This window comes from Vibrio sp. Y51_MX_L26 (assembly GCF_024181935.1).
Lineage (GTDB): Bacteria > Pseudomonadota > Gammaproteobacteria > Enterobacterales > Vibrionaceae > Vibrio > Vibrio diabolicus.
Genome location: NZ_JAMZAS010000002.1, coordinates 354497 through 381075 on the forward strand (window position 1 = coordinate 354497; position 26579 = coordinate 381075).

The following is a 26579-nucleotide window of genomic DNA, read 5'->3' on the forward strand; positions in this document are numbered from 1 at the left end:
GGTTTGGGGTAGACTGACCGAAAATACCTAGTAAGTGACGTTATGCAAAATCTTAAAAAAATCGGCGCCATTGGTGGTGCTATCTCATTAGCGCTGTGTTGGCCATTGGCTGTCGGACAAATTGGTCAGTCCATCATTGAAGATGGTATTACCAATATGAATGATGAAATGATTAAAGGCGAAGTGGTCGAGTATCAACGTGGCTATTTGTCTTCAGTCGTGCTGACTCGTTATTCAGTTGTTGATCCTGAGCTTAAAACGCAGCTAGAGCGTGATGGTATGCCAACGGCGTTTGACGTAACCAGTGATGTAAGCCACGGTCTAACAAGCCTAACAGCAGATTCAAAATTGGTGGACAATGACTTTTTGCCTCTCACGATGCATAGTCAGACTCAACTAAATGGCAATACGGCATTCACCCTTGACCTAGACAGTTGGCATTATCGTAACGAAGCGCAAGGTGTTTCTGTTTCTACAAGCCCTGCAAAAGTGACAGGGGATGTGACGGTATTGGGTGATCTCAATTACCAAGTTTCTGTTCCTTCTGTTCAAGTGGATTTTGAAAACGGTGAAGAGCTTCATCTGAATGCATTGACAGGTCAGGGTAAAGGTAAGCAAGCAAAAGGCTATTGGCTGGGTGAGCAATCTTTTTCTCTAGAGAAGCTGGATGTGGTTGATTCGAACTTAACGCCTGTCTTTTTGATTGAGAATGCAAGTTACCGCGGCAACACTACGATAAATGAGTCTGGTGATAAGCTGAACAGTCAGCTGAACCTAGATGCTAAGAAACTGCGTTTAACTGATGGTACGGATGTCGATAACTTTAAGTTGGATTTCTCAATTGCAGATGTGGATAGCCAGTCATTTGACCAAATTATGTCTATCTATCAAAGCTCTCCAATGTTAGACGAGCAGGAAATTGCGAGCTTATTGCCGCATGTTGACACGCTGTTTAGCAAAGGTTTTGATTTATCCGTGAATGAGCTTTCACTTGCGTTTGGTGACGGTAAATTCCATAACGAGTGGCAATTATCCATTCCTGAAGGTACTGACCACATTACTCAAGACCCAATGAAGTTGATGACGGCGACTACTGGTGAGCTCAGCACTTACTTCTCTGACGAATTAGTGACGCACTACCCATTTATTCAAGAAGGAATTGATGAGCTGCTCATCATGGAGTTGATCGAGAAAGTAGAGGGCGGTTATCAACTCAAAGCAGAAATCGGTGAAGGCAAATTGAAGTTCGAAAATGGACATGAGTTCCCATTAGTGGCGCTACTTATGCCTGCCTTGATGCAACAACAGTAGCCAAGTATTGTTGCGGAATTAATCCAATTTAACGCTTAGTCTTTAAAAAGAGGTCGTAAGACCTCTTTTCTTGTTTTTATCGCTGCGAAAACGTGATATTAATTTCGTAATATTTACATAGCAGGAGCAATGAGCATCATGGAACAAAATACGGACAACGTATTTAACTTCAGTGCAGGGCCAGCAGGTCTGCCTAAAGCAGTTATGCAGCAAGCACAACAGGAACTAATCGATTGGCAAGGCCTTGGTACTTCGGTCATGGAAATCAGCCACCGAAGCAAAGAGTTCATCAAAGTTGCAGAAGAAGCCGAGCAAGATTTACGTGATCTTCTGAATATTCCGGACAACTATAAAGTGCTGTTCTGCCAAGGTGGTGCTCGTGCTCAATTTGCTGCTGTTCCTCTAAACTTACTTGGTGATGCCGAGACGGCAACTTACATCGACGGCGGTTATTGGGCTGAAAGTGCGGTAGCTGAAGCGAAGAAATACTGCGAACCAGACGTATTTGATGCAAAAACAGAAATCAACGGAAAAGTAGCCGTTCTACCTGCAAACGAATGGAAAATTGCTCCAGAAGCGGCTTACGTGCATTTCTGTCCAAATGAAACCATTGACGGTATCGAGATTAACGATCTTCCTGTCACCGACAAACCAATCGTTGCTGACATGTCTTCGACGATTCTTTCTCGTGAGATTGATGTATCGAAATATGGTGTGATTTATGCGGGCGCTCAGAAAAACATTGGTCCTTCAGGCATTGCTATCGCTATCGTGCGCGACGACTTGTTAGGTATGGCGAAGCAGGTACTGCCAAGTATCTTGGATTACACTGTTCTGGCTGAGAAAGAATCAATGTTCAACACGCCACCAACCTTTGCATGGTACCTGTCTGGTCTTGTTTTCAAATGGTTAAAGGCGCAGGGTGGGGTAAAAGCGATCGAGCAAGTGAACCGCGCTAAAGCCGCACTACTGTATGATTACATCGATCAGTCTGATTTCTACCGTAATGGCGTGCACTCAGCAAACCGTTCTTTGATGAATGTGCCATTCCAACTTGCGAAACCTGAACTGGATGCGACGTTCCTTGAACTAGCAGATGCCAAAGGGCTGAAATCACTAAAAGGGCACCGAGCCGTTGGTGGTATGCGAGCTTCCATTTATAACGCCATGCCGCTAGAAGGTGTACAAGCGTTAATCGATTTTATGCAAGAGTTTGAGAAAAACTACGCATAAAATCAAATTCACTGTTATTCATGAAAGCGTCGCAATTGCGGCGCTTTTGTTTATCTCAACTCACATCACTCCAGGAAGGTAAAATGACCAAGGCGAATATTGAAGCGCTGATCAAGCAGTTCCCACTCTTGGCGCCACTTATCGATCTTGAAGAGGTTTGTTGGTTCAACCCCTATATCACTTCCTTGGAGGAAGGTTTACCTCATGTCGGGTTAGATGAAGAAGATATTCAAGCGGCGAGTAAACGGCTAGCACGATTTGCGCCTTATTTGATGAAAGCGTTTCCCGAAACGGAAACGTCGCATGGCATCATTGAGTCTTCTGTGGTGGATGTTCCCAAGATGAAATTGCGTTTGGAGCAGCAATACGACACGCCAATATTGGGCCGTTTAATGCTCAAAAAAGACAGTCATCTGCCAATTTCTGGTTCTATCAAAGCGAGAGGTGGCATTTATGAAGTGCTCACCCATGCAGAAAAGTTGGCGTTTGAAGCTGGCTTACTCTGCGAAACCGATGATTACAGCAAATTGTTCAGCAATGAGTTTCGGCAGTTTTTAAGCAGTACAGTATTGCGGTTGGGTCAACGGGTAACCTCGGTATGTCCATTGGCATCATGAGTGCAAAGCTTGGTTTTTCAGTCTCAGTTCACATGCCTTCTGATGCGCGGGAGTGGAAGAAAAATAAGCTCCGGTCACATGGCGTCAAAGTGGTGGAGTACCAGCAAGACTATGGTGTTGCCGTTGAGCAAGGTCGTAAAGAAGCTGAGCAAGATCCTAACTGCTTCTTTATTGATGATGAAAACTCGCAGACGTTGTTTCTAGGTTACTCTGTTGCGGGTGAGCGTCTTAAGCAGCAGTTTGATGACTTGGGAATCGTGGTTGATGAGCATCATCCGCTGTTTGTTTATCTACCCTGTGGTGTTGGCGGTGGGCCTGGTGGCGTGGCATTTGGTTTGAAAGTCGCGTTTGGTGATCATGTTCATTGTATTTTCGCAGAGCCAACGCACTCTCCGTGCATGTTGTTGGGCGTGCATACCGGCTTGCATGACGAGATTGCGGTACAAGATTTGGATATCGACAACATGACCGCTGCTGATGGATTAGCAGTAGGGCGTGCGTCGGGATTTGTCGGTAGAGCGATGGAAAGGCTAATTGATGGCTTTTACACCATTGATGATGCTCGTATGTATCACCACTTGGGTGAGTTAAGTGAACTCGAAGGCATTAACCTAGAGCCTTCTGCATTAGCTGGTATGGTTGGGGCAGTGCACGTCTCGAATAACCATGCTTATCAGTCTCGAATGCAGTTTGACGAAGAAAAACTCAGAAATGCAACGCATCTTGTTTGGGCAACAGGTGGAGGCATGGTTCCGGAAGATGAAATGGCGGCTTATCTCAAAAAATCAGGTCGGTAAATCAGCTCTGTATACGTACTTAACTAGGCAATTAACAATACAGGAATAACAAAAGGGCTCATCGTTTGATGAGCCCTTCTCGTCACTGAATATCGAATTATAGAGACTGTAATAGCTGGTAGTAACGACCTTTCTGAGCGAGTAGCGTTGGATGATCGCCTTGCTCGATGATCTCACCTTGTTCCATCAAACAGATGCTATCCATGCTTTCTAATTCTATAAGTCGGTGTGTAATGAATACCACTGTCTTATTAGCAAAGTGCTCATTGAAAAGCGCCATCACTTTCTGTTCCGTACGCTTATCGAGACCTTCAGTTGGTTCATCCAAGAGTAGGATTGGCGCATCACGTAGCAATGCGCGAGCGATACCGATTCGGCGTTTCTCTCCACCAGATAACTGACGACCACCGTCGCCTAACCAAGCGTCTAACCCTGGAGCTTCAAGAAGGCCACCAAGTTCGACTTTTTGAAGAATCTCAGACAGTCGCTCATCACTTGCTTCTGGAGCTGCCATAAGTAAGTTGTCACGCAGTGTTCCATTCAGTACATCAACGCGTTGACTGACCACTGTCATTGCTTCTCGCAGGTCAGACTCGCTCCAATCTTGCAGTCTTGTACCACCGATTCGAACTTCACCTTGGTTAACATCCCAGTAGCGACAAAGAAGCTGAATGAGTGTTGATTTACCTGAACCTGTTTGACCTACAATGGCTGTTTTAGTGCCCAACGGTAGTGAGAGTGACAAGTCTTTCAGCACCTTTTGCTGACCGTCAGGGTAAGTGAAGCCAATGTTGTCGAATTCAATGTCTAACGTTGTGCCTTTATGTTTCGATTGCTCAGGGAAGACAACGTCCGGTTCAGCCAAAATTACTTCATTTAAACGACGAGCAGAAGTCAACGTTTGACCCAGGTGCTGGAACGCGCCCGCAATAGGCATCAAAATTTCAAAACTTGCCATCGTTGCAAATGCAAACAACGCAATCCAAGGATCAGGAGCACGACCTCCTACGTCGTCTGCAGCAAACCAAAGCATCACAACCAGTGTAAGACCGTTCACAAGCATAAGCAGGCCTGAAGCCATGCCCGTTAAATTCGCGTTCACAAACTGATTAGACAAAAGCTGCTTTTGCTTCTCTAGAATGAGATTGCGATAACGCTCTTCTGCTCCAAAGATACTCAGTTCGCTGTAGCCTTGAAGCCAGTCCAGAGTCGCCACTCGCAATTGCGCTTTATGATGAGTGAGATTCTCGCCATTACTTTTACCAAGTTTATAGAACAACACTGGCCATACAAACAACATGACGGTAAGAATCGAGCCAAGCAGTAGGGCGAGATGCCAATCAAAGAACGCCAGGACAGCCGTTAAACTCAATATGCCAAAAATACCAATCACGACAGGGCTGATAAGTCGAAGGTAAACGTGATCCATCGCATCTACGTCCGCCACTAGGCGGTTGAGCAGATCGGCATCACGCATCGTAGAAACACGACCCGGAATCAGTGGTGCAAGTTTCTTAAAGAAGAAGATACGTAAATCGGTAAGCAGCTTGAACGTTGCATTGTGGCTGACGACACGTTCTCCCCATCGACCTGCGGTTCGAGCCATTGCAGCGCCGCGTACCCCGGCACCTGGTAACATGTAGTTGAAGGTTTCACGAGCAACCGTCAAGCCTGCCACCGCTGCGGCTGAAATAAACCAACCCGATAGCGTTAATAAGCCAATAGATGCAGCTAAGGTCAGAAATGCCAATAGCATACCTAGAGAAAGACCAAACCAATGTTTCTTATAGAGTTTTAGATAAGGGAGTAAATCACGCATCTAAGTTCCCCTTGTCTGTTTCACGTTGTGCGAGGTTCGCTTCCAACATGTCTTTAAATAAGCCATCTTCTGTCGACAGTGTGTCGTAATCACCACGTTGAACAATCTGGCCGTCCTGCATAACAAGAATTTGCGATACGCTTTGTAAAGGTGCCAACTGGTGAGTAATCATCAAATTCGTTGTGGCATGTGCGTACTTGTTAATGCCTTCCATGACGAGTTTTTCACTACGAGCATCTAAGCTTGCGGTCGGTTCATCTAATAACCAAAAACGACCATTTTGTAGCATAGCGCGAGCCAACGCTAAACGCTGGGCTTGGCCGACAGATAAACCACCAGAGCGGTCAGATATCGGGTAATCCAACCCATGCATTTCAACAAATTCAGCAGCATGAGAGTCATTCAAAACAGAATGAACGTCTGCATCTTGAATGTTGTGTTTGCCTAACGTGACGTTATTTCGAATGCTGCCATGTAATAGCATCGGGTTTTGACCAATCCAGCTTACGGCCTCTCGCCATGTGGCGAGATCCAGTTGTGACAATTCACAACCATTAATCTTCAAGCTACCTTGATAAGGCATGAAACCGAGGATGGTGTTGACCAAGCTTGTTTTACCTGCGCCACTTGGTCCAACTAAAGCCGTACTTTTGTTGGCTTCAAGAGAGAAGGATAGGGGACCTGCGAGCTGCTTACCTTCCGGACTAAAAATGGCTAGCTCGTCCGCTTCAATATGGATAGGGCTGTTTTTATCTAACGCTTGGGTACCATCTTTGACTTGATCGACTTCCAAATCTAGAAACTCGACAATACTTTCTGCTGCGCCAACCGCTTGCTGTTTCGCATGGTAGAACGTGCCCAAATCACGTAATGGCTGATAAAACTCTGGCGCAAGAATCAGAATGAACAAACCAGCAAACAGCGTAACACCTGTGCCGTAGTAGCCGAAATCGAGCTCTCCGATATAACTAAAGCCAAAGTAGACGGCGGTAATTGCGATAGAAATGGAAGTGAAAAACTCTAAAACCGCAGAAGATAGAAACGCGATTTTCAGAACGTCCATGGTACGAGTACGAAAGACTTCCGAAGCACCCTTCAGAGTTTCAGTTTCAGATTTTGTTCTATCGAATAAGCGAATGGTCGTCATTGCTTGCAAGCGGTCATAAAAGTGACCGGACAAACGCTGCATCGCTTTAAAGTTTTTACGGTTTGCTTCTGCGGCTTTCATCCCAACCAGTGCCATGAAAATAGGCACTAGTGGTGCGGTGACGAGGAAGATCAAGCCTGCCGCCCAGTTTACTGGGAATACGACAACCAAAATAATGAAAGGCACTAATACCGATAATGACATCTGAGGCAAGTAGCGAGAGAAGAAATCTTGCATATCTTCTACCTGCTCTAAGATGAGCGTCGCCCAGCTGCCGGCAGGTTTGCCTTTGATGTAAGCTGGCCCAAGTTTATGAACTTTATCTAAAATGAGTTGGCGAATATAAACTCGAATTTGCTCACCGCAACGGTAACCGGCAAGCTCTCGACCCCAGGTACAAGCAGCTCGACCGATAACCGTGCCACCAAGCCCAACAAAATGCCAAATGAGGTCGGCTTTGTCGACTTGGTCAATGATTAACTGGTGCAGAATGGAGGCGAGCAGGGCTGCTTGAGCCAATAAAAACACGCTTGAAAGTACGCCTAGGCCTATCGCAATCATAAGCCAGCGCTTGGCTAACTTACTTTGTTGCTTAAGCCACTTATTCAAGCTGCTTTGCTTTTTCTTATCCATCGTGAAGGCTTAATGATAATTGTTTTAATGAGGCGGTAGTATACAAAAGAAAACCCAGCGGGAATACCGCTGGGTTTTAAGGATATGACACAAATGTGAAAAGTTATTTGTCACCAAGTGAGTCTAAGAAACGCTCAGCATCTAATGCCGCCATACAACCTGTACCAGCTGATGTGATAGCTTGACGGTAGTTATGGTCCATAACGTCGCCTGCTGCAAATACACCTTCAATGCTAGTTTGTGTTGCGTTGCCTTCTAGGCCAGACTTAACGATGATGTAGCCATCTTTCATGTCTACTTGGCCTTCAAAGATTTGTGTGTTTGGCTGGTGGCCGATCGCAATAAACGCGCCCATCACTTCAAGGTCTTCTGTCGCACCTGTGTTGACGTCTTTAATACGAACGCCAGTTACGCCCATGTCGTCGCCAAGTACTTCATCGAGAGTTCGATCGGTATGAAGAACGATATTACCGCTTTCAACTTTATCCATCAGACGTTTCACAAGGATCTTCTCTGCACGGAATGAATCGCGACGGTGGATCAGGTGAACTTCTGACGCAATGTTAGATAGGTAAAGTGCTTCCTCAACAGCAGTGTTACCACCGCCCACAACTGCAACTTTCTGATTACGGTAGAAGAAACCGTCACAGGTTGCACAAGCAGAAACGCCGCGACCTTTAAATGTTTCTTCAGACTCAAGGCCAAGGTATTTTGCTGATGCACCTGTAGAAATAATCAATGCGTCACATGTGTACTCGCCAGAATCGCCTTTTAAACGAAATGGGCGTTGTGATAGTTCTACTTCGTTGATGTGATCAAACACGATCTCAGTTTCGAAACGCTCGGCGTGCTCTTTCATGCGATCCATCAATGCAGGACCTGTCAGACCTTCAGCGTCGCCGGGCCAGTTTTCAACTTCAGTAGTGGTGGTTAGCTGACCACCTTGTTGCATTCCCGTCACAAGCACAGGGTTTAGGTTGGCACGCGCTGCGTACACGGCAGCTGTGTATCCTGCTGGACCAGAACCAAGAATTAATAGTTTACAATGTTTTACGTCGCTCATTATGGCTCCAAAAAGGGCTGAACATTTCCCTCGATTGTATGGAAATTCTTAGTGCTTTAAAAGCATAAACAACGATTGTGATCGAATAATTGGTTATAGATTAGAACCCACTAAAGATTGATAAAGAACGTTGACTTCTAGCATAAAATTCTATTCGTAGTAGAGAAGTCTAGTTTCAAATATCGCCAAAGCGCAAAACTGAAACATGGCTCTGTATTTGTGCTTTGGATTGGTCTGTTATGTTGTTTTTGTTATTTTGTTGAAGCTATCAACGTTAAAAGCTGGCAATTGCAGAATATTTGCGTAACCTAGTGTGTAAATTAAATGTTAATTAATGTGCCTCATTAAAGGAGACAATGATGTTACATTCACGTGAGAATACTCTGCATTTAACACAGCTCAGCATGGCAGCAATTGAGCAGCTTTCCCCATCGTTTGAAGAACTGCCTCGTACCGAGCATGCAGATGGTCAGTATCGACTAAGACGTTATTCTGTGGTTGGTTTTGATAATGGCAAAGTCATTGACTTAAACAAAAACAGCTTTGTTCAATCGTCTGATATCAACCGATTCCAAGGTGATGTTGTAAGACAATTTGAGCCGATTGAGAAGGATATTCTCACCAGTGATGGTTTCCGAGAAATGTGCGAATTGTTTGTCAATGCGAATAATCTGCCTAACGGTCAGGAAATAGAAATTCACCAAATCCGAATCACAGCGCTAGAAGAAGAAACTCAAGTGGCACCTGAAGGTGTGCACCAAGACGGTTTTGATCACATTGCAATGGTTGGCGTAGGACGCCATAACATCATTGGTGGTGACATCATGCTGTACAGCAGTCATAACCAAGCCCCATTTTTCCGTAAGGTGTTAGAAACGGGTGAGGTTGCAATATTGGCAGACAGTAAACTGTGGCACAACGCGTGCCCAATCCGTTCTGTCATTGATGATGAAGCGGGTCATATGGATGTGTTTGTACTCACGGCTACGGATAAGCGCAATGAACTTCAATCTTAATCTGATCAGAGAGCAGTTTCCGGCACTCGCTCAATACCATAACGACAAGCCTGTGACGTTTTTTGATGGTCCAGGCGGGTCACAGGTACCTCAATCAGTGCTAGATAGCATGGTGGGATATTTAGGTCGTTTCAACGCCAACTTAGGCGGGCATTATTTTTCTAGCCAAAAGACGGTTGACGTGATGCAAAATGCACGCGAGTCAGCGCAAGCTCTGCTTAACGCGCCGTCATCTGGCAATATCGTCTTCGGTGCGAACATGACATCGTTAACCTTTCAGCTTAGTCGTGCGATTAGCCGAGATTGGCAAGAGGGAGATGAGATCATTGTTTCTGCTTTGGACCACTATTCGAATGTGTCCAGCTGGCAACAAGCGGCAGAAGATCAAGGCGTTACGGTTCATCAGGTTCGTATCAACGAAGATGATTGTACGTTGGACTTGGAGCATTTAAGCAGTCTTCTTTCTGATAAAACGCGCCTTGTCGCAGTAACTTATGCATCGAATACGACTGGTTCTATCGTGGATGTGCAGCGAGTAGTAAGCATGGCGCACAACGTTGGGGCACAAGTTTATGTGGATGCCGTCCATTACGCGCCGCATCATTTGGTTGATGTTCAGGCGTTGGGTTGTGACTTTTTAGCGTGCTCTGCTTACAAGTTTTTCGGCCCGCACGTTGGTATTGCTTACATTGCCAACCAGTGGCTGCACAGTATTCGTCCGTACAAAGTCGAGCCTGCAACCAATATTGGGCCAGGCCGATTTGAAACGGGGACGCAAAGTTTTGAAGGTCTTGCTGGTGTCGTTGCTGCGGTTGAGTATCTGGCTCAATTTGGTGAAGCCGGTTTACCTCTTCGTCAACGATTGGAGCAAAGTTACCAGTTGTATGAACAGCATGAGCAACGCTTGAGTGAGCGTTTCTTACAGCGTCTGAGTGCACTAGATGGTGTCAATCTATTTGGCATTGCGAAAGAAGATAGCCAGCTCCGCACACCAACTTTTGCGCTAACATTCGACCGATATTCTCCAGAATTTATCGCGAAAACGCTGGGTGAACACAACATCTGTGTTTGGAACGGCCACTTTTATGCGCTGGGCTTAGTTCGTCAACTTGGTCTAGAAGAGTCGGGTGGTGTAGTACGAATTGGTTGCATGCATTACAACACAATAGAAGAAGTCGATATGTTGTTCGATGTACTAGAAAACATCCTTGATGCGTAACTGATCATATCTTCCTGATAGAAAAACAAAAGCTCGAGTTTGACTCGAGCTTTTTCGTTTTTATTTCAACAAACCAGCTATATATGCGATTAGGCGCTTACTTCTACTTCATAGGAAGTGAATTTTCTTACGTTGATCACGCCAGTGTCAAAAATGAGGTATTGACCTTTGATGCCTTGCAAAGTGCCAGTAACAACCGGGTTTTTATCGAAATTATGCGAGGTGATCTTAGTTGGGTGCTGTTGCACCGGATAGCTAAGGTCGGTAATGCTTTCGCTCAATACTTCAATTGCATCTTCACCGAATTGCTGTTTTATCTCAGCAATCTTGTCTTCGACTAAAGGTAATAGCTCAGCAAAACGATCTTGCAGTGCCATTGGTTCACCATCGCCTTTCAACAGTGTGCGCCAATTGGTTTTATCTGCGATATGTTTCGCCAGTTCAACTTCAATTAAACCGGAGATATGGCGAGTTTTTACCTTAAAAATTGGCAAACCCTGAGTCGCACCTTGATCAATCCAACGAGTTGGGATTTGCGTATGACGAGTGATACCAACTTTTAAGCTGGATGTATTGGATAGGTAGACAAAGTGATCCACCATGCAGTTCTCTTCGCCCCATTGTGGCTCGCGACAAGTCCCTTGGTCGTAGTGACAAGTCTCTGGCTTCATGATGCACATATCGCAGCTTGCTAGCTTTTTCATACAGACAAAACAATGGCCTTGCGAATAACTCTTTTTCGTTTTCTTACCACATGAGCAACAAAAAATATTGCCCGTGTGAGTCAGTGTGAGCGTTTTACCCAGAAACGGCGATAGATCAATCTCTTCCTCACCAACAGGTAGACGGTAACTGACAGCACCGTCCAGAGATGCACGCATTTTATTTAGCGTACCAGTTGCAATTAATGACATGACATTACTCATTATTGTGTTTTTGCACAGTATATCCGAAGTGGTGATGAGATGCAGGGTTGACAGGCACATTAAAGCGAAATGTATCGCTCTGAAATGTTATGCACTGACCTTCATGGGTTAGGAAATACGGCTGTGAAATGCTTCGCAAATAACAAGTGAACCGCATTTTTGAGAGATTTAAAAACGTGATAACGGTTCAAAACACGTTACCATGTATCGAAAGTAAGAACGAAAGCTAAAAGTAATTTTGTTTCTTGATAAATGACTTTGTTTGAAGTTCGAAAAATCATTGAGTACATTGTGTTGTATATAAGCTGAGCAGGTCACTCGCCCATGAAGTGGATCCATAAATTTATCTTTGCCCTCTCTATTTGCACTATTAGTTTGGTTGCGCTTTATAGTGTTCTTGGCGATACACGAAAGCTGACCATTACACCAGAACATTTCAATATCTATGCGACTAAAGACGCCAGCGAAGGTGGCTTGAGTGAGGCTGATATTTTTTACGATAAGCAAAGCCTAGTTCTCAGCTGTGACTTAAAGCAAAGCTCGTATGCTTGGCCTTATTGCGGAATCTCTGTTTATACCGATTCCACAACGCCAACACAGGGGATTGACCTTTCCAATTACCATACGATTCGATTAAAAGTGAGATATGAAGAGGCGGGGGTGGGGCCCAATCCGAGCCATGATTTGCGTTTATATCTGCGCAACTATAACCCTGAGTATTCCAAACCAGACGACGAGTACACGATTAAATACAATGGCATGCAGTTTTCTCCGTCCGGTTCAAACGACATCATCGAAATTCCGATTAAAAATTTACAGGTGATGACGTGGTGGTTAGTAGACAACAAAGTCGCGATTGAACACTCTGCACCTGAATTTTCAAACATCACACGTATTGATATCGCGACCGGATCTGGTGCGGCACTTGGCGAGCACAAAATTGTGATTGATAAAATTGAGTTTGAAGGCGCTTACCTTGCACAAGAAACGTTACTGTATGCGCTCTTACTCTCTTGGATGGCGCTTGGACTGGCATTTTCGCTGCACGAATTACGAAAAAATCGAGTCGCTTATGAAAAAGCGAAAAAACGTCATCGTCATTTAGAGAAGGTGAATGGTACGTTGCGAGCTCAAAACTATGAGTTTGCAGAGTTGGCGCATCGCGATGCGTTGACGGGAGCGATGAACCGTCACGCAGTGCAGCACTGGCTTGAGCAGCAATCACGGCAAGTTCGCTGGGGGCATAGTACATTCAGTATCCTCTATATGGATTTGGATAAATTTAAGAAGGTGAATGACAAATTTGGGCACCAAATGGGGGATGACATATTGCGCGAATTTGTCATGGTGGTGGCAAGTTCCATCTACCCAGATGACCGACTTGTTCGCTGGGGGGGAGAAGAGTTTGTTGTATTTTGCCCTGACACCAATATTGAGCAAGCTGTGAAGAAGGCGGAAATGATTCGCAAAAATGTGGAGAGTCATTTGTGGGTACACGGTGAATCATTAACATGCAGCATTGGCGTCGCCCAAATGCAAAATGAACGCGTCTCAGAAACCATGGCGAGAGCAGACGAAGTGCTTTACCAAGCGAAGCGCAATGGTCGCAACCGGGTCGAGGTTCATTATGGTTTGCTTGCCTGCGAAAAGAAGCAAGCCTAACGATTCGTCACTCAAAGGAATTAAAAAAGGTGGCCAACTGGCCACCAAGAGGGAAACTGCTGAACACCACTTAGGGGGAAGTTTGGGTCATCGATACGATTACCGTGAGCAGCAGTGTAGTGCTAATCGAACTTGCTGTTTTTACCAGAACAACCAAGCGAAAAGCGTTAGTGCAGCAATACAGGCAATGTTTAAGACGAAACCAATTCGCATCATTTCTTTTTGCTTGATATGACCCGTACCGAACACAATCGCGTTTGGAGGTGTTGCAACTGGTAACATAAATGCACAAGATGCAGCGACGGCAATCAATGCAGAGAGAATGACCGGAGACATGCCTAAGGCCTCTGCGATGGTTGCAAATACAGGGACCAGCAGTGCAGCACTAGCGGTGTTACTTGCAAACTCAGTCAAGAAGACAACAAAAGCAACCACAGCAAGAATCGTCAGAAGGATACCGGCTTGCTCAAGGAAGCCTGACAAGCTATGAGCCAAAAATACGCTTGTTCCGGTTGCTTTTAGAACGTTGCTCAAACAGATACCACCACCAAATAGGATTAACACACCCCAGTCGGTTGTTTTCTCAATATCTTTCCACTCTACAGCGCGAGAAGCCCCAAGCAGAAGGATCGCACCTATTGCGACAAGGGTATCGAACTTAGCGAAGCCCCCTAGCATCGCGTTAATAGGCTTACTGAAAATCCACAACGTGACCGTCAGTAAGAAAATAGCCAGTGTAATCATTTTGCCGTTTGTCCACTCGACAGGCTGATGGTCAAGGTCAAACTTGTGGCTAAGGTCAGGCTTAGTCATGGTGTACAACACGAGAATAGCGATTGGCATTAGTACTAATGAGATAGGCACACCGAGCTTCATCCACTCAGTAAAACTTAGGCCAACTTCAGCTGCTGCAATGGCGTTTGGTGGGCTACCAACCAGCGTTGCAATACCACCAATCGAAGCACTGTAAGCGATGCCGAGCAGAACAAACAAAAAGGTATTGTGATTTTTCTTCGCGTCTAGCTTTGTCATCACACCCAGTACAAGGGGCAGCATCATAGCGGCAGTGGCGGTGTTTGAAATCCACATTGACAGGCCAGCACTCACACCAAATAGCATGAATACAGCGACAGACATTTTGCCTCGTGCGAGTAACAGCACTTTATCAGCAATAGCTTGGTCTAACTTCTGTTTATGCAAAGCTGCAGCAAGTGCAAAACCACCTAAGAATAGAAAGATGATGGAGTTGGAGAAGTTGTTCAGTGCGGTCTGAGTGTTAAACACGCCTAAAAATACCGCAAGTAATGGTATGAGTAGCGCGGTTATGCTGACGTGAATCGCTTCGGTTAGCCAAAGAATAGCAACAAAAACTAAGATGCTCAGGCCGGTTACTACTTGTGGCTCAAAGGGTAGGGTATTAAACAAGATAATGAACAATACGATATTCGCGTTCAAAATCATGCTGTTGCGAGTGAAGAACCAGTTCTTCAATGTCACAGCGAGTGCGGTCATGGGTAGTGCTCCTTTTGCATTGCCTTTTGTCGGTTTTTTTATGGCAAAGTAACTGACTTGTAGTTATTTATTGATTAAATGTTACTTGGAATGCAAAAAAGAGTTTTGCCTGAATCGTAGAGCAAATTAGAAAATGTGATGTTGAGAATTGGAAATGGGTAGAAAACTACCCATTTGTTTTATAGAAATGTTATTAGCCTTGTGAGCTGCGTTGTTACTCTATTCGACGGGAACTTGCAGAGGCTCATTAGAGATTTTTTCAGGCTCTTTTACTGCAACGATAGGTTCTTGAGGACCAAGAAACTTGGGCTGCGTATTAATAATGTAGAGGTCTAAAAAGGCTTTCACACGGGCGAGCAACTCTCGAATACGCATTGATGTTTTTTGTTTGTTTGTCGTAGGTCCTGCTACCGCAAGACACTGCGCATCAATGTTGTAAGCATCGGCAATAAACAGCGCTCGCTCACAATGAAAGCGCTGAGTCACAATCAGAAAGCGCTCCGAAGCAAAAATCTTTTTCGCCCTCACAATCGAATCTAGAGTACGAAAGCCAGCATAATCAAGGTGAATCACTTCCTCAGGCACGCCGGCTTTAAGTAAGTCGCGTTTCATCGTCCACGGTTCGTTGTAGGAGCGATGGGCGTTATCGCCACTCAATAAAAACTGTTTTACTTTGCCTTGGTTGTAAAGCTCAATCGCTGCATTAATGCGATGAGTGTAGTAAGTGTTGAGGATCTTACCGATGTATTTACTGGTACCGAGAACCACAGCAACCTCATGTTGAGGTATTTGTTCGTATTCAGTGAAAATGCTTTCTTTGGCTTGTAAAACCACCCACCGGTCGATGGCAATAACAGAAACAAGCAGACTAAGTACAGAGATCGACAAAATCAAAGCAAGTCGCTTCCAGGAAAATTTCAGCTTCCACTTTGATCTTATGCGAGAAAACAACAAAACGTTTTATATCCTTAACTAAAAATGTAGTTCTCATCATATCTGATAGAAACAAAAAGAGAGAAGCCCATTTATGCCAAAATCTGGTTAGGATGATAAAAAAATAAAAGCCCCTACATGGTAGGGGCTAATTATTAAACGAAATGTCTCAAGCTTAAAACGCAGTGCGTTTGTAGCGACGGTAAACTGGCTGCCAGAACGATTGTTCAATCGCCACGTTCAATGCTTCATCAGTAATTTCTAACGCCACACCTTGCTCGATTGCCTTCTTACCAACAGCAAACGCGATCTTTTTCGATACCGAGTGGATCTCTTCCAACGGTGGAAGTAGCGCACCACGACCGTTGATTGCTAGAGGAGAGCATGTTGCGAGCGCACGGCTTGATTCCATTAGCATCTCGTCGGTGACACGTTTTGCGTTTACAGCAAGTACACCAAGGCCAATGCCAGGGAAGATGTAGCTGTTGTTACATTGGGCAATAGGGTAAGTGCGACCTTCATGAACCACAGGCTCAAATGGGCTACCTGTTGCAACCAGTGCTTCACCATTTGTCCAACGAATGATGTCGTTCGGTGTTGCTTCTACGCGGCTTGTTGGGTTCGACAGTGGGAAGACAATCGGACGCTTACAGTGTTTATGCATTTCTTCGATGACTTCTTGGCTAAATAGGCCAGGAGCACCAGAAACACCAATTAGTACCGTTGGTTTGGCGTTACGCATAACGTCGAGGAGTGAGAAGCCATTTCCTTCATTTTCCCACTCTTTCGTATTGGTATGTTTCTGCACCAGGCGTTGTTGGAAATCAAGAAGGTTAGGCATGCCTTCTTGTAACAGACCCCAACGGTCAACCATGTAAACTTGAGAGCGAGCTTGCTCGTCAGAAATCCCTTCCGATACCATTTGTGCGATGATCGCTTCTGCGATACCGCAACCAGCAGAGCCAGCGCCCAAGAAGGTGATACGCTGTTTAGACAGCTGAGTACCTGCTGCTTTACAGGCTGCAAGTAGAGAGCCAACAGTAACGGCCGCCGTGCCTTGAATATCATCATTGAAGCAGCACACGCGATCTTTGTAACGCTCAAGAAGAGGCATCGCATTTTTCTGAGCAAAGTCTTCGAACTGGATCAAGGCATCAGGCCAACGGCGCTGTACTGCTTGAATAAACTCTTCTACAAATGCATCGTATTCTGCACCCGTAATACGAGGGTGACGCCAACCCATGTACATCGGATCAGCTAAACGTTGCGGGTTATTGGTACCCACATCAAGCACGATTGGTAGCGTGTAAGCAGGGCTGATACCACCACACGCGGTATAAAGTGACAGTTTACCAATAGGAATACCCATGCCGCCGATACCTTGGTCACCCAAGCCAAGGATACGTTCACCATCTGTCACAACAATCACTTTAACGTTGTGGTTTGCTGCATTATTCAGCAAGTCGTCAATACGGTCACGGTTCGGATATGAAATGAATAGACCACGACCACGGCGGTAAATGTTAGAGAAGTTTTCACATGCTGCGCCGACAGTTGGCGTGTAGATGATAGGCATCATCTCAGAAATGTGGTTTTGCACTAGGCGGTAATACAGTGTTTCGTTGGTGTCTTGGATATTACGCAGATAAATGTGCTTATCCATATCGCTTTCGAAACTCTTGTATTGCTGGTAGGCACGTTCCACCTGCTCTTGGATTGTTTCGGTAGACTCTGGAAGCAAGCCTTCTAAGTTGAATGAACTACGTTCTTCAGCAGAGAATGCACTGCCTTTGTTCAAAAGAGGGGTTGCTAAAAGAGCCGGACCCGCATATGGAATATATAGTGGGCGTTTATCGTTGTTCATTGGGTGCCTTATGTAGGGTTGAAGGATGCGCACCAAATTTTAACGGGTTCACCATTTAGTTGTAAACATGCGTTGATGCACATCAATGTAATGTCGCAAAAAAACTCAGATACCGCCGAAAATATCGGCAATATTGGTTGTTTAGAGATACCTAAAGCAGGATTTTTTTACTTGGGTATAATGTTCTGCATCATCAAATCAAATCCAATTTCTATGTTTCAACTACCTATCGACAGCCTGCAAGCCGAGTTTGACCAACATGTGAACCAAAACCATCTCGTGGTGGAAGCCGAAACCGGGTCAGGTAAATCTACCCGTTTGCCTATGTGGGCGGCAAAACACGGACGCGTGCTGGTTATTGAACCACGTCGAATTGCTTGTACCTCGTTGGCTGAATATCTTGCGGAGCAATCTGGTGAGCCAATAGGTCGCAAAGTTGGTTACGCGATCAAGCTTCATGCCTACTTTGATGAAAAAACCGAAGTTGTATTTGTGACTCCGGGAGTCGCACTGCGTTGGTTTGCGGAAAACAAGCTAGCAGGCTTCGATATCGTGATAGTGGACGAATTGCACGAGCGACGCTGGGATATTGATCTATTAACCGCAATTTTGAAGCAAGAAAATCAACATCGGTTGATCGTCACTTCCGCTACGCTGGAGGGCGAAAAGCTAGCGCGTTACCTGAATGCGAAGCGTCTGCGATCCGAAGGGCGTTGCTTTCCAGTCACGGTGACACATCGTTCTTTAGACAGCCGTTATTTACCGAATAAGAAGGGATGTGAACAAGAGGTTGTCAGAGCGGTAAAAGAAGCATTGGAAGATGAAGATGGCGATATTCTTGTTTTCCTGCCTGGACGCAAAGAGATCACCCAATGTGCTCAGATGCTACAAAGTTGCGGCGGAGTCATGGTGGTCAAACTTCATGCCTCGGTTAGTGATGAAGAACGGCACCGCGCGTTAACTACGCAAAAACAACGAAAAGTCGTATTGGCAACCAATGTTGCGGAAACCTCTCTGACCATTCCTAATATCCGGGTAGTAATCGATAGTGGTTTAGAGCGCAGAACAGTACAACGAAATGGACGTACAGCACTGACGCTGACCCACATTTCTAAGGCCAGCGCCGCGCAGCGAATGGGGCGGGCGGGCCGTGTTGCTGAAGGAGCTTGTATTCGTCTATATGGTGAACACGCGCCGTTAGAATTAGTGACGCCTCCAGAATTGCGCAGAGAAGAGCTCGTCGAGCCCATGCTGGCAGCTGCTTGTTGTGGATACCGTCTTTCAACACTCGATTTTCTCGACTCAATTCCTCCAAAGTCGCTAGAGGCATCTCATTCGACGTTGTTATCTATGGAAGCGATTGATGAGGATGGCAATGTTACGCAGCACGGGAGAAAAGTATATCCACTACCCATTGATGCACTGTTTGCCGATCTTGTTACCAGAATTCAAGCGAAGCCAGAGAAGGAAGCAATGATTGATTTGGCTGCCGCCTTATCTGTGCCTGCGCAGCTTTATCAGCGACAAAGTGGTGAAGTTGCTGAGCTTCTATCTCAAGAGGAGCCATACGGATGTGATGCCTCTTTGCTGATCCGTTTGGTTCGGGGGGAGCGACTCCCTGGTATTGTCATTGATGCCAGCGCACTCGAAGAGGCACAAGGTTTAGCAAAACAAATGCGAGAAGTATTTGAATTACCGGAACTTGACGTTGCCTCTCGATATAAACGTGAAGCGCTCTTTTTCTCCATCGCCTCATTACACCCTGAGCTTGTGTTTGTCCGACGAGCTCGTCGAAGAGATGCTCTAGGAAATGGCGTAGTCGAGATGCTGGTTGGGCGTAACAGCCGCTTTCCTGATAAAGAAGAAGCGGCCATTGTGCTAGATAGCCATAGCGTGCCAGGACGAGGCGTTAAGCAAACACTAAACCTCGCATCGGTCATGATGCCTATCCCGCTGACGTTGTTACGCGAACTTGAATTTGGGGAGTGGCAACAAGGTGAGACGAATTATGAAGAAGAGACGCCAAGAGCAACAATGCATTTGGTCTACGCCGGGCGAACAGTCTGTTCTGAACACCAAGCGTTACAAGGTGATGTTGCTGTTCAGTCTATTGTCGAAATGATAGAAGACGAGACCCTGTTACCAGGTTTTGCTTCTCAAAGAAAACAACAAATCCAACACTGGAAACTCTACAACGCATTGGGCCTTAATGTCGAAGAAGAAGAGGTTAACGACTTGGCCTCCTTGACATTTTCTAGCTGGTTAAAGGATCAGTTGGAAACATTAGGCGTTGAAAATGTCGATGATATGGCGTTGTTTGAACCGGAAGACTTAACATTTAACGGTGTTCCGGAATGGGAATACGACGATTTCACGGAGCAGTACCCTTTAGAACTTTCGCTGCCAGAACTCCAACTGGATGTTGAGTATTACGCGTCTCGCAAGCTGGTACAGGTCATTTATCGAGAGGGAAACCGTAAGGGAGACCCAAAGCGTTGGGAGCTGCCACGCTGGGCTGGTTGGAAGATACAGTATAAAAAGGCCAGTCGAGTGATTGATGTGAAGTAGGTAGGCGGATGACGTTGTGACAAGAATTGATATTTTCTTGGTGAATCTATAATGATTTCATATTGATAGCGTTACTTGCGTGTTGTTTTTAGTTTCTTAATTGAAATATTAATCAATTGAATGCTTATATATGGCGAAGCTGTACATCAGTTGTTACAAAGCTGGTTTTAATATTTCCTTTTGTATGTAAATTAGGGCATAAAAGACGAATGTTTTATATCCCATTGCTATATCAAAACAGTTGAACGATATTTGGTATATCTCATTTTCGAGTGTCGGGGGCATAGAATGGATCAACAAGGAAAGACGTGCATTGAATTCGACTACACTAGCTTTTTAGGGGCGACAGGTAGTAAAAAATGGACCTTCTTAGAGGCATTTGCCACCATCGCGCCTATTTTCGGTTTGATGTGGAAACAGAACATTGCGGAATTGAGCAAGCCTGAAGATCGGTTGTGGGATGCCGCATTAAAATCGATGTCTTCTCGTAAAAGTGATGAATCCAATTTGGTCCGCTTAACCCAGTTAGCTAAACATGAAGGGATCAACGAATTGCGAGTCGTTATGCCATATTCGCTCGATGTTCAGCAAATCGAGTACATAGAATCTCGCAGTCAGTTGAAGGTGGACACGTCAGAACAAGATGTCCTTAACATCAAGTTTTAGGCTGAGCATTTCCACTTCATCAATGTACCACTTAACAATAGTGCAATGAAAAGCGACCTCAAAGTAGGTCGCTTTTTTATTTTGAGGTTTTTGTCACAGGTCTTGGAAGTGTGATGAATATAGAGTATTTGCACTTAAATTAACAAAAATGTAACGTTTGGAAATGCAATTGTCATAACTAGCTTCTAACTTTGTGTTTTTAGGACAAATTACCGACTAAGTGGTTGGTACTGTAAGTTCGAATTAACGTCCCTTATTGGCACACAAGGATGATTGAGTCACCACGTCATTTGGGCATAAAAACAAACACAATAAGAAAGGAAGTCAATATGTCTTTGTCTCGTCGAGACTTTATGAAAGCTGCCTCTTCAACGGCTATTGTTACCGGGCTGGTGGGCTGTGGTAGCGATGCTAGTGAGTCTGTTGCGGTTACCTTTGAGCACGGAGTGGCGAGTGGAGATCCTACTCAAACACAAGTAATCATTTGGACTCGTGTTACGACCTCAGCAAGCTACGCAGATGTAAGCTGGCAAGTTTCATCTAACGAAAATTTTACTGATATCGTGCAAAGTGGCACTTTTGCCACAGACACGAGCCGAGATTTCACGGTAAAAGTCGATGTTCAAAATCTCAACGCAAATTCTCGCTACTACTATCGATTCATGGCTGGAGATGTCACTAGCGAAGTCGGGCAAACTCAAACATTACCAGAAGATGGTGTAGAAAAGGCATCCATGGCGGTTGTTTCTTGTGCAAACTATCCTGCAGGCTATTTCCATGTGTATCGAGAGATCTTAAATCAACATGAACAAGACCCGTTTGATGTGGTGCTTCATCTCGGTGATTACATTTATGAGTATGGTGCTGGTGGCTACGCTAGTGAAGATGCTGAGGCACTAGGGCGAGAGCCAAGCAAAGGCACTGAATGTATTACCTTAGATGATTACCGAAAACGGTATGCGCAATATCGCCAAGATGCTGATCTGCAAGCGTTACATGCGAACCTACCAATGATTGCTGTCTGGGATGACCATGAGCTTGCAAATGATAGTTGGAAAAATGGTGCGGAAAACCATCAAGAAGAGGAAGGCAGCTTTAATGATCGTCGTGCAGCTGCGGCTGCCGCGTGGACAGAATGGTTGCCCGTTCGTGAAAACACTTTCTCAAACATGCTGATTTACCGTCAGTTTTCGTTTGGAAGTTTAGTCAATTTGATGATGCTCGACACGCGACTTGTGGGGCGTGATAAACCGTTGGATTACTTCTCGCTCAGCTCACCAACGATGGAAGCGATTGGTGGTTTAGTTGCTCAGTCGCGCAGTGAAGACCGAGAGCTGTTAGGCGCTGACCAACTCGCTTGGCTGATGGATGCGTTCAGTACGCACAACGCAACTTGGAATGTGCTAGGGCAACAAGTGTTAATGTCTCGTATGGAGTTGCCAAGTTCGGTTATGACCGCGATGTTTCAATTGTTTACTGCCACTGAAGAACAAAAAACAGAGGCGTTATTAGCAGTAAACTCTGCGATTACGGGTTACCTCTCTGACCCAAGTTCAGATACCATTTCTCTCCCGTATAACCTAGATGCATGGGATGGTTACTACGTTGAGCGAGAGAAAGTTTATCAACTGGCCAAAGCCAGCAGTGGTAACTTTGTCTGCTTGGCAGGAGATACGCACAACGCATGGGCAAGTGAGCTTAAAGACGTATCTAAGCATCTTATCGGGGTAGAGTTTGCAACTAGCTCGGTGAGTTCCCCTGGGCTAGAGGCCTACCTAGCGTTAGATCCTGTTGCGATCGCTCAAATGGAATACACGTTGCCGCACTTAGTGTCAGAATTACAGTGGGCAGATATCAAACAGCGTGGCTTTATGCGCGTTACTTTTACGCCCGACAAAGCAGAGTCGACCTGGTATTTCGTATCAACGATTAAAGACAAAACATATCAGGTGACGACCAAGTCAGCCTCCACAACTGATGGTACTACGTTAAATATCGGCTAAAATGAGCCTAATACGAAAAAAGTCCGCAGGCTATTGCGGACTTTTTATTGGAAAGCGTTTAGCTAATCTAGCGACAGTGCTAGTCAATCAATCCGTATTCTTTGCTCAGTACTTCGATGATTTCCGCTTTCGGATTCTCACTCAAATGAATCGGCTTTCCTGTAATCTTCTCGGCAATACCAATGTAGGTGCTCGAAATCGCCATCAAAGATTCGACGGGTAAAGCATTATCACGAGCGAGTGCTTCGCGCTCTGGCATACGTTCTTTGTTTAGCAAGATATCTGGGTCAGGGAAGTGGTTAAGTAGGAACTGGCGGAAACCTTCTTTTGAGTTCTCTACGATGTGACCTGCTTGGTATTCTTTAGCATCCCATATACGAGACGAGTCTGGTGTACCCACTTCATCCATGTAAATCAGCTTTTCATTGCCAGCAGCATCATGAACATAACCAAATTCGAATTTGGTATCGACAAAGATTTGGTTGATTTCTTCTAACGCTTGGCTGATAACGTTAAAGCCTTCTTTCAGCAGTTTTTCGTAGAGTGCGATATCGTCAGCGCTTGAGAAGTTAAATTCTTCGTAGTTGTCTACGATATTTTGACGAGTAATATTAACGTCATCCGCTTCTGGCACACCGGGAATACCTTTTAGAATGCCTTTTGTGGATGGGGTCATGAGCAACTCTGGCAGTGCTTTGTCTTTTCCTAACCCTTCAGGAAGTTGGATTCCACAAAACTCGCGCTCGCCATTTGCGTAAGCGCGCCACATCGAACCCGTGATGTATTTGCGGCAGATGGCTTCGATTTTTACAGGTTTGGCTTTTTGTACAATCCAAACAAAAGGGTGAGGAATGTCTAGAATGTGGCTATCTGCTAAGCCATTTTCTTTGAATAGTTTGAACCAGTGATTAGAAATCGCATTAAGCGCAGCCCCTTTACCTGGGACACCATTAAGACCACCTTCAGCATGCCAAATACAATCGAATGCAGAGATTCGGTCGCTAATCACCATGATAGCCAAAGGCGCATCTGGAGCGACATCGTATCCTTTTTCTTTGATCAGTCGGGCGCTGTCTTCTTCAGTTAACCAGTAAACTGAACGAACTTTTCCGCTATGAACGGGTTTATGGGTGCGAATTGGCAGGTCGTCATTGACGGCAAGTACTTGATTAGCAAGGCTCATTGCGACATTCCTATCATCTTAATCAAACGTCAGAAAGAGAAGATATTCAGCAAAATGTGGGCGCTGAATAAATCGAATGTGGGCATCATACCAGAACTATTTTAACTCGCCAGAGAAAAAGCAAACGTTTGCCTGTTTTCTTTAATACAAAAAAAAGCCCCCTTAAAAAGGAGGCGAGATGCAGGATGGATAACGTCGAACTTATTAGTGGTACTTATTAACTCTGCCTTCGACGAAAAAGACTTCACACTGATAGCGTTGCGCCATGTCGTGCAACATCGATTGATTCATAAGTGCAATTTTATTTGATGCGACAACAGCACTGGCATTACCTGATCGGATGGCTTTGATCACGATCTCGACTTCTGAAAGCTGTTGAGAAGGCTTCATTTGAATCACGTTTCTACAGCAAATATTAGAAGCAGTGAGTTGTTCAAAGTCAGGGCGAGGGCAGTCTGCTGTAAACAAAATCCATTGTTTCTGCTGCGATAAAACAGCCAGCTTAGATAGAAGCTGATCCGAAACGGCCATGGGCTGAGTTGCTTGTGCCAATACGTTGTAACGAGAGTATGTATGAGATTGACTTTGTAACTGCATCTTACTGTTCCTTTATACATGCTGTATGTGTATACAGTAGTTTGTTTTGACGACCTGATCAACCCGTTTATCAAAAGTTATTTGCGTTTTTTTGAGAAGGAAACAAAAGGGTTTTATTTTAAGTGTCTGAATTTATTTGGTTATTTTTCATTTCTGATATGTCTAACATCAATTTAAAAATGTGAGATGAGTAGAAAATTGGACGAAAGACATACAGGGGCTTACTACTGTATATACAGGTGTTTTTTCACGGGCAGTGGTTTGTATACAGTAGGAGAGGGGCTGATAACCGATGCGACATGCTATGTAGGATAGGAGGGAATACGAGATAGAGATTGGAAATAGGGCTTGGCCGATCAAAAAAGCGCCTTAAAAGGCGCTTTTGAAAATCAGTTCCGTTGATTCCGTCTTGCTTAGCTCGCTCGTTGCAAGCGTTCGCGCATTTGCAATTCGCCTTGGTTAAATAGGCGCACGTCGATTTTTGCCATGTCGTAACAAGCTTTACATGAGTAATGGTGCTTGCCATCTAAATAATCGTGACGAGTTACAAGACTAGGTTTTTTACACCAATCACAGGTACCTTCTTCAGTGAACATTGATTTTCTCCCCACCTAGATTAATTTGAGTCGTTAGGTGTTATTTTGCGCTGAGCATTATGGCATAAAAGCGAGACTTAAGTTAAATGTCTGTTAATTTGTTTGAGAGGGAGATCGATTGCGGCGCTTGATTATATAGGTCTAAAAGCATGCTAGCCAAAGTATCTTGACCTGTTTTTACTGTTTTGTAACATTTTGTGAGACAAGCTTAAAGGCATGATTGAGTCGCTTCATTTCTTCTTCACTGCCTCTTGTGTCCGGATGATAAAGCTTTGATAGCTGTCTATAGCGTAGCTTTATTGCTTGTAAATCAGGGATGTGTTGTGGTGTGTAGCCAAACATAGCACACGCGACGCTTAGCTTATGGTTTTCTACCTGAGTTTTGGATTTCTTAAATTCTCTGAATACTTTCTCTAACTGACGCTTCAGTTGCTTATTCGTAAACTCTAGCTCTTTAACTTTTGCCGCCATTCGCTGATTTTGGCTTTCCTCTTTGGCTTCAAGCGCTTTTCTATTCTGCTTATGTTTCTTGATTACGAAGAAGCTTAAGCCGCTGATGATGAGTATCGCCGCTAGCCAGATCAGCCATAGAAACTGCGAGTATTCTACGTTGGGTTTTGTAATTGTTGTGCTTTTCTCTTCTTGTGTTTGCTCCGCCTTTTTATCGAGCGACTTTATTTGTGAGACTTGTTTAGCTCGCAGTTGATTGAAGCGCTGCTCTAACAGTTGATTATAAGCCTGTTCTGCTGCTGGATTATGCTGAGAAGCCATTTGATACAAAGCTTCAGTCAATTGAGAAGCTGTGACCTTGTCTTGATTGTGCTGAATAAAGTTAGCGAGAAGAAAGCCACGATCGGTTGGGTCATTGAGTGCGATAGAGGTTAGCCAATATAACGCTTGTGTTTCATTTTTTTCGCCATTTATCCCTTTAGCAAAGTCGTTCGCGAGCTGTTTTTGCGCAGGGAGGTAACCTTGGTTGGCGGATTGCTCTAGCCAGTAACGCGTTTCTGCTGAGGCTTCAGCTTTGTTTGATGCCAATAATTGCTGTGCGTACTCGTATTGTTCTATGGGGTCATTTGGAGCTTGAGAGGCAAGCGAGTAACCAGAAAAGCTGAGGCTAAATAAGCAGAGTAGGGCAGACGTTTTGACAGACATTGATATGTCAGGCCTAACGATTATGGCTAGGCCTGCTCCGGTAATTTTTTATTATTACC

The 26579-nt window shown here is 44.8% G+C and carries 19 protein-coding genes and 1 pseudogene; 9 read left to right on the forward strand and 11 right to left on the reverse strand.

The genetic code is table 11. The annotated features are described in order from the left end of the window. Positions 1-42: 42 nt before the first annotated feature. The 3 genes and pseudogenes from NL645_RS07750 to NL645_RS07760 all read left to right on the forward strand — a co-directional run bounded on the left by NL645_RS07750 (position 43) and on the right by NL645_RS07760 (position 3958). Positions 43-1311, forward strand: a complete 1269-nt coding sequence (locus NL645_RS07750; RefSeq protein ID WP_253651514.1) for a DUF945 family protein — start codon at positions 43-45, stop codon at positions 1309-1311. Positions 1312-1449: 138 nt separating this feature from the next. Beyond that, positions 1450-2544, forward strand: coding sequence for a 3-phosphoserine/phosphohydroxythreonine transaminase (gene serC / locus NL645_RS07755; protein WP_085343139.1), 1095 nt, complete (start codon positions 1450-1452; stop codon positions 2542-2544). 83 nt (positions 2545-2627) lie between these two features. Further along, a pseudogene (locus tag NL645_RS07760) lies at positions 2628-3958 on the forward strand (D-serine ammonia-lyase). Between the two features lie 97 nt (positions 3959-4055). On the opposite strand, the gene cydC reads toward NL645_RS07760, so the two are convergent. The 3 genes from cydC to trxB all read right to left on the reverse strand — a co-directional run bounded on the left by cydC (position 4056) and on the right by trxB (position 8620). Then, the gene (gene cydC / locus NL645_RS07765) at positions 4056-5777 is read right to left on the reverse strand and encodes a cysteine/glutathione ABC transporter ATP-binding protein/permease CydC (RefSeq protein ID WP_253651515.1); all 1722 of its coding nucleotides are present in this window, start codon (positions 5775-5777) and stop codon (positions 4056-4058) included. After that, positions 5770-7557: a cysteine/glutathione ABC transporter permease/ATP-binding protein CydD gene (cydD, locus tag NL645_RS07770; RefSeq protein ID WP_253651516.1), complete on the reverse strand. Its 1788-nt coding sequence runs from the start codon at positions 7555-7557 to the stop codon at positions 5770-5772. The genes cydC and cydD overlap by 8 nt, the downstream gene beginning before the upstream one ends. 103 nt (positions 7558-7660) lie before the next feature. Next, complete coding sequence (gene trxB / locus NL645_RS07775; protein WP_124008750.1) at positions 7661-8620, reverse strand: thioredoxin-disulfide reductase; 960 nt, start codon at positions 8618-8620, stop codon at positions 7661-7663. Positions 8621-8979: 359 nt separating this feature from the next. On the opposite strand from trxB, the gene NL645_RS07780 reads away from it, so the two are divergent. Beyond that, positions 8980-9636: a 2OG-Fe dioxygenase family protein gene (locus NL645_RS07780; protein WP_185090759.1), complete on the forward strand. Its 657-nt coding sequence runs from the start codon at positions 8980-8982 to the stop codon at positions 9634-9636. Next, positions 9620-10855, forward strand: a complete 1236-nt coding sequence (locus tag NL645_RS07785) for a cysteine desulfurase-like protein (protein ID WP_124008752.1) — start codon at positions 9620-9622, stop codon at positions 10853-10855. Before NL645_RS07780 ends, NL645_RS07785 begins: the two co-directional genes overlap by 17 nt. 89 nt (positions 10856-10944) lie before the next feature. On the opposite strand, the gene NL645_RS07790 is transcribed toward NL645_RS07785, so the two are convergent. Continuing rightward, on the reverse strand, positions 10945-11769 hold the full coding sequence (locus tag NL645_RS07790; protein WP_065645312.1) for a DUF2797 domain-containing protein: 825 nt from the start codon (positions 11767-11769) through the stop codon (positions 10945-10947). Positions 11770-12105: 336 nt separating this feature from the next. Between NL645_RS07790 and NL645_RS07795 the strand changes: the two genes are divergently transcribed. Further along, the gene (locus NL645_RS07795; RefSeq protein ID WP_203346439.1) at positions 12106-13443 is read left to right on the forward strand and encodes a GGDEF domain-containing protein; all 1338 of its coding nucleotides are present in this window, start codon (positions 12106-12108) and stop codon (positions 13441-13443) included. 141 nt (positions 13444-13584) lie between these two features. Here the strand turns inward: NL645_RS07795 and NL645_RS07800 are convergent, their stop codons facing one another. From NL645_RS07800 to NL645_RS07810, 3 genes are all read right to left on the reverse strand, one after another. Beyond that, on the reverse strand, positions 13585-14955 hold the full coding sequence (locus NL645_RS07800) for a DASS family sodium-coupled anion symporter (protein ID WP_005395853.1): 1371 nt from the start codon (positions 14953-14955) through the stop codon (positions 13585-13587). A gap of 219 nt (positions 14956-15174) precedes the next feature. Further along, entirely contained in the window at positions 15175-15909 is a 735-nt protein-coding gene (locus NL645_RS07805) for a vancomycin high temperature exclusion protein (RefSeq protein ID WP_031780501.1), read from the reverse strand. 154 nt (positions 15910-16063) lie between these two features. Then, positions 16064-17752 carry an NAD-dependent malic enzyme gene (locus NL645_RS07810; RefSeq protein WP_005395857.1) on the reverse strand — a complete coding sequence of 563 codons (1689 nt, stop codon included), beginning with the start codon at positions 17750-17752 and terminating at the stop codon, positions 16064-16066. Positions 17753-17965: 213 nt separating this feature from the next. Between NL645_RS07810 and NL645_RS07815 the strand changes: the two genes are divergently transcribed. The 3 genes from NL645_RS07815 (at position 17966) to NL645_RS07825 (ending at position 22989) form a co-directional block, all read left to right on the forward strand. Further along, positions 17966-20320: a helicase-related protein gene (locus tag NL645_RS07815; protein ID WP_253651577.1), complete on the forward strand. Its 2355-nt coding sequence runs from the start codon at positions 17966-17968 to the stop codon at positions 20318-20320. 288 nt (positions 20321-20608) lie between these two features. Further along, positions 20609-20986: a hypothetical protein gene (locus NL645_RS07820; protein ID WP_005377965.1), complete on the forward strand. Its 378-nt coding sequence runs from the start codon at positions 20609-20611 to the stop codon at positions 20984-20986. 329 nt (positions 20987-21315) lie between these two features. Continuing rightward, positions 21316-22989 (forward strand): alkaline phosphatase, encoded by a 1674-nt coding sequence (locus NL645_RS07825; protein ID WP_253651517.1) that lies wholly within the window; start codon positions 21316-21318, stop codon positions 22987-22989. Between the two features lie 79 nt (positions 22990-23068). On the opposite strand, the gene NL645_RS07830 is transcribed toward NL645_RS07825, so the two are convergent. The 4 genes from NL645_RS07830 to NL645_RS07845 form a co-directional block, all read right to left on the reverse strand. Then, positions 23069-24172, reverse strand: coding sequence for a phosphoribosylaminoimidazolesuccinocarboxamide synthase (locus NL645_RS07830; protein WP_124008755.1), 1104 nt, complete (start codon positions 24170-24172; stop codon positions 23069-23071). Positions 24173-24376: 204 nt separating this feature from the next. Next, the gene (locus tag NL645_RS07835) at positions 24377-24769 is read right to left on the reverse strand and encodes a SulA-like leucine-rich domain-containing protein (protein WP_109168452.1); all 393 of its coding nucleotides are present in this window, start codon (positions 24767-24769) and stop codon (positions 24377-24379) included. A gap of 413 nt (positions 24770-25182) precedes the next feature. Then, positions 25183-25365: a hypothetical protein gene (locus tag NL645_RS07840; protein ID WP_005377960.1), complete on the reverse strand. Its 183-nt coding sequence runs from the start codon at positions 25363-25365 to the stop codon at positions 25183-25185. 177 nt (positions 25366-25542) lie between these two features. After that, on the reverse strand, positions 25543-26520 hold the full coding sequence (locus NL645_RS07845; protein ID WP_253651518.1) for a J domain-containing protein: 978 nt from the start codon (positions 26518-26520) through the stop codon (positions 25543-25545). Between the last annotated feature and the right edge of the window lie 59 nt (positions 26521-26579).

Bases quoted from the DNA above. Each gene is read 5' to 3' on its own strand.
- NL645_RS07750 (WP_253651514.1), top strand. From the start codon at position 43: ATGCAAAATCTTAAAAAAATCGGCGCCATTGGTGGTGCTATCTCATTA.
- serC (WP_085343139.1), top strand. From the start codon at position 1,450: ATGGAACAAAATACGGACAACGTATTTAACTTCAGTGCAGGGCCAGCA.
- cydC (WP_253651515.1), bottom strand. From the start codon at position 5,777: ATGCGTGATTTACTCCCTTATCTAAAACTCTATAAGAAACATTGGTTT.
- cydD (WP_253651516.1), bottom strand. From the start codon at position 7,557: ATGGATAAGAAAAAGCAAAGCAGCTTGAATAAGTGGCTTAAGCAACAA.
- trxB (WP_124008750.1), bottom strand. From the start codon at position 8,620: ATGAGCGACGTAAAACATTGTAAACTATTAATTCTTGGTTCTGGTCCA.
- NL645_RS07780 (WP_185090759.1), top strand. From the start codon at position 8,980: ATGTTACATTCACGTGAGAATACTCTGCATTTAACACAGCTCAGCATG.
- NL645_RS07785 (WP_124008752.1), top strand. From the start codon at position 9,620: ATGAACTTCAATCTTAATCTGATCAGAGAGCAGTTTCCGGCACTCGCT.
- NL645_RS07790 (WP_065645312.1), bottom strand. From the start codon at position 11,769: ATGTCATTAATTGCAACTGGTACGCTAAATAAAATGCGTGCATCTCTG.
- NL645_RS07795 (WP_203346439.1), top strand. From the start codon at position 12,106: ATGAAGTGGATCCATAAATTTATCTTTGCCCTCTCTATTTGCACTATT.
- NL645_RS07800 (WP_005395853.1), bottom strand. From the start codon at position 14,955: ATGACCGCACTCGCTGTGACATTGAAGAACTGGTTCTTCACTCGCAAC.
- NL645_RS07810 (WP_005395857.1), bottom strand. From the start codon at position 17,752: ATGAACAACGATAAACGCCCACTATATATTCCATATGCGGGTCCGGCT.
- NL645_RS07815 (WP_253651577.1), top strand. From the start codon at position 17,966: ATGTTTCAACTACCTATCGACAGCCTGCAAGCCGAGTTTGACCAACAT.
- NL645_RS07820 (WP_005377965.1), top strand. From the start codon at position 20,609: ATGGATCAACAAGGAAAGACGTGCATTGAATTCGACTACACTAGCTTT.
- NL645_RS07825 (WP_253651517.1), top strand. From the start codon at position 21,316: ATGTCTTTGTCTCGTCGAGACTTTATGAAAGCTGCCTCTTCAACGGCT.
- NL645_RS07830 (WP_124008755.1), bottom strand. From the start codon at position 24,172: ATGAGCCTTGCTAATCAAGTACTTGCCGTCAATGACGACCTGCCAATT.
- NL645_RS07835 (WP_109168452.1), bottom strand. From the start codon at position 24,769: ATGCAGTTACAAAGTCAATCTCATACATACTCTCGTTACAACGTATTG.
- NL645_RS07840 (WP_005377960.1), bottom strand. From the start codon at position 25,365: ATGTTCACTGAAGAAGGTACCTGTGATTGGTGTAAAAAACCTAGTCTT.
- NL645_RS07845 (WP_253651518.1), bottom strand. From the start codon at position 26,520: ATGTCTGTCAAAACGTCTGCCCTACTCTGCTTATTTAGCCTCAGCTTT.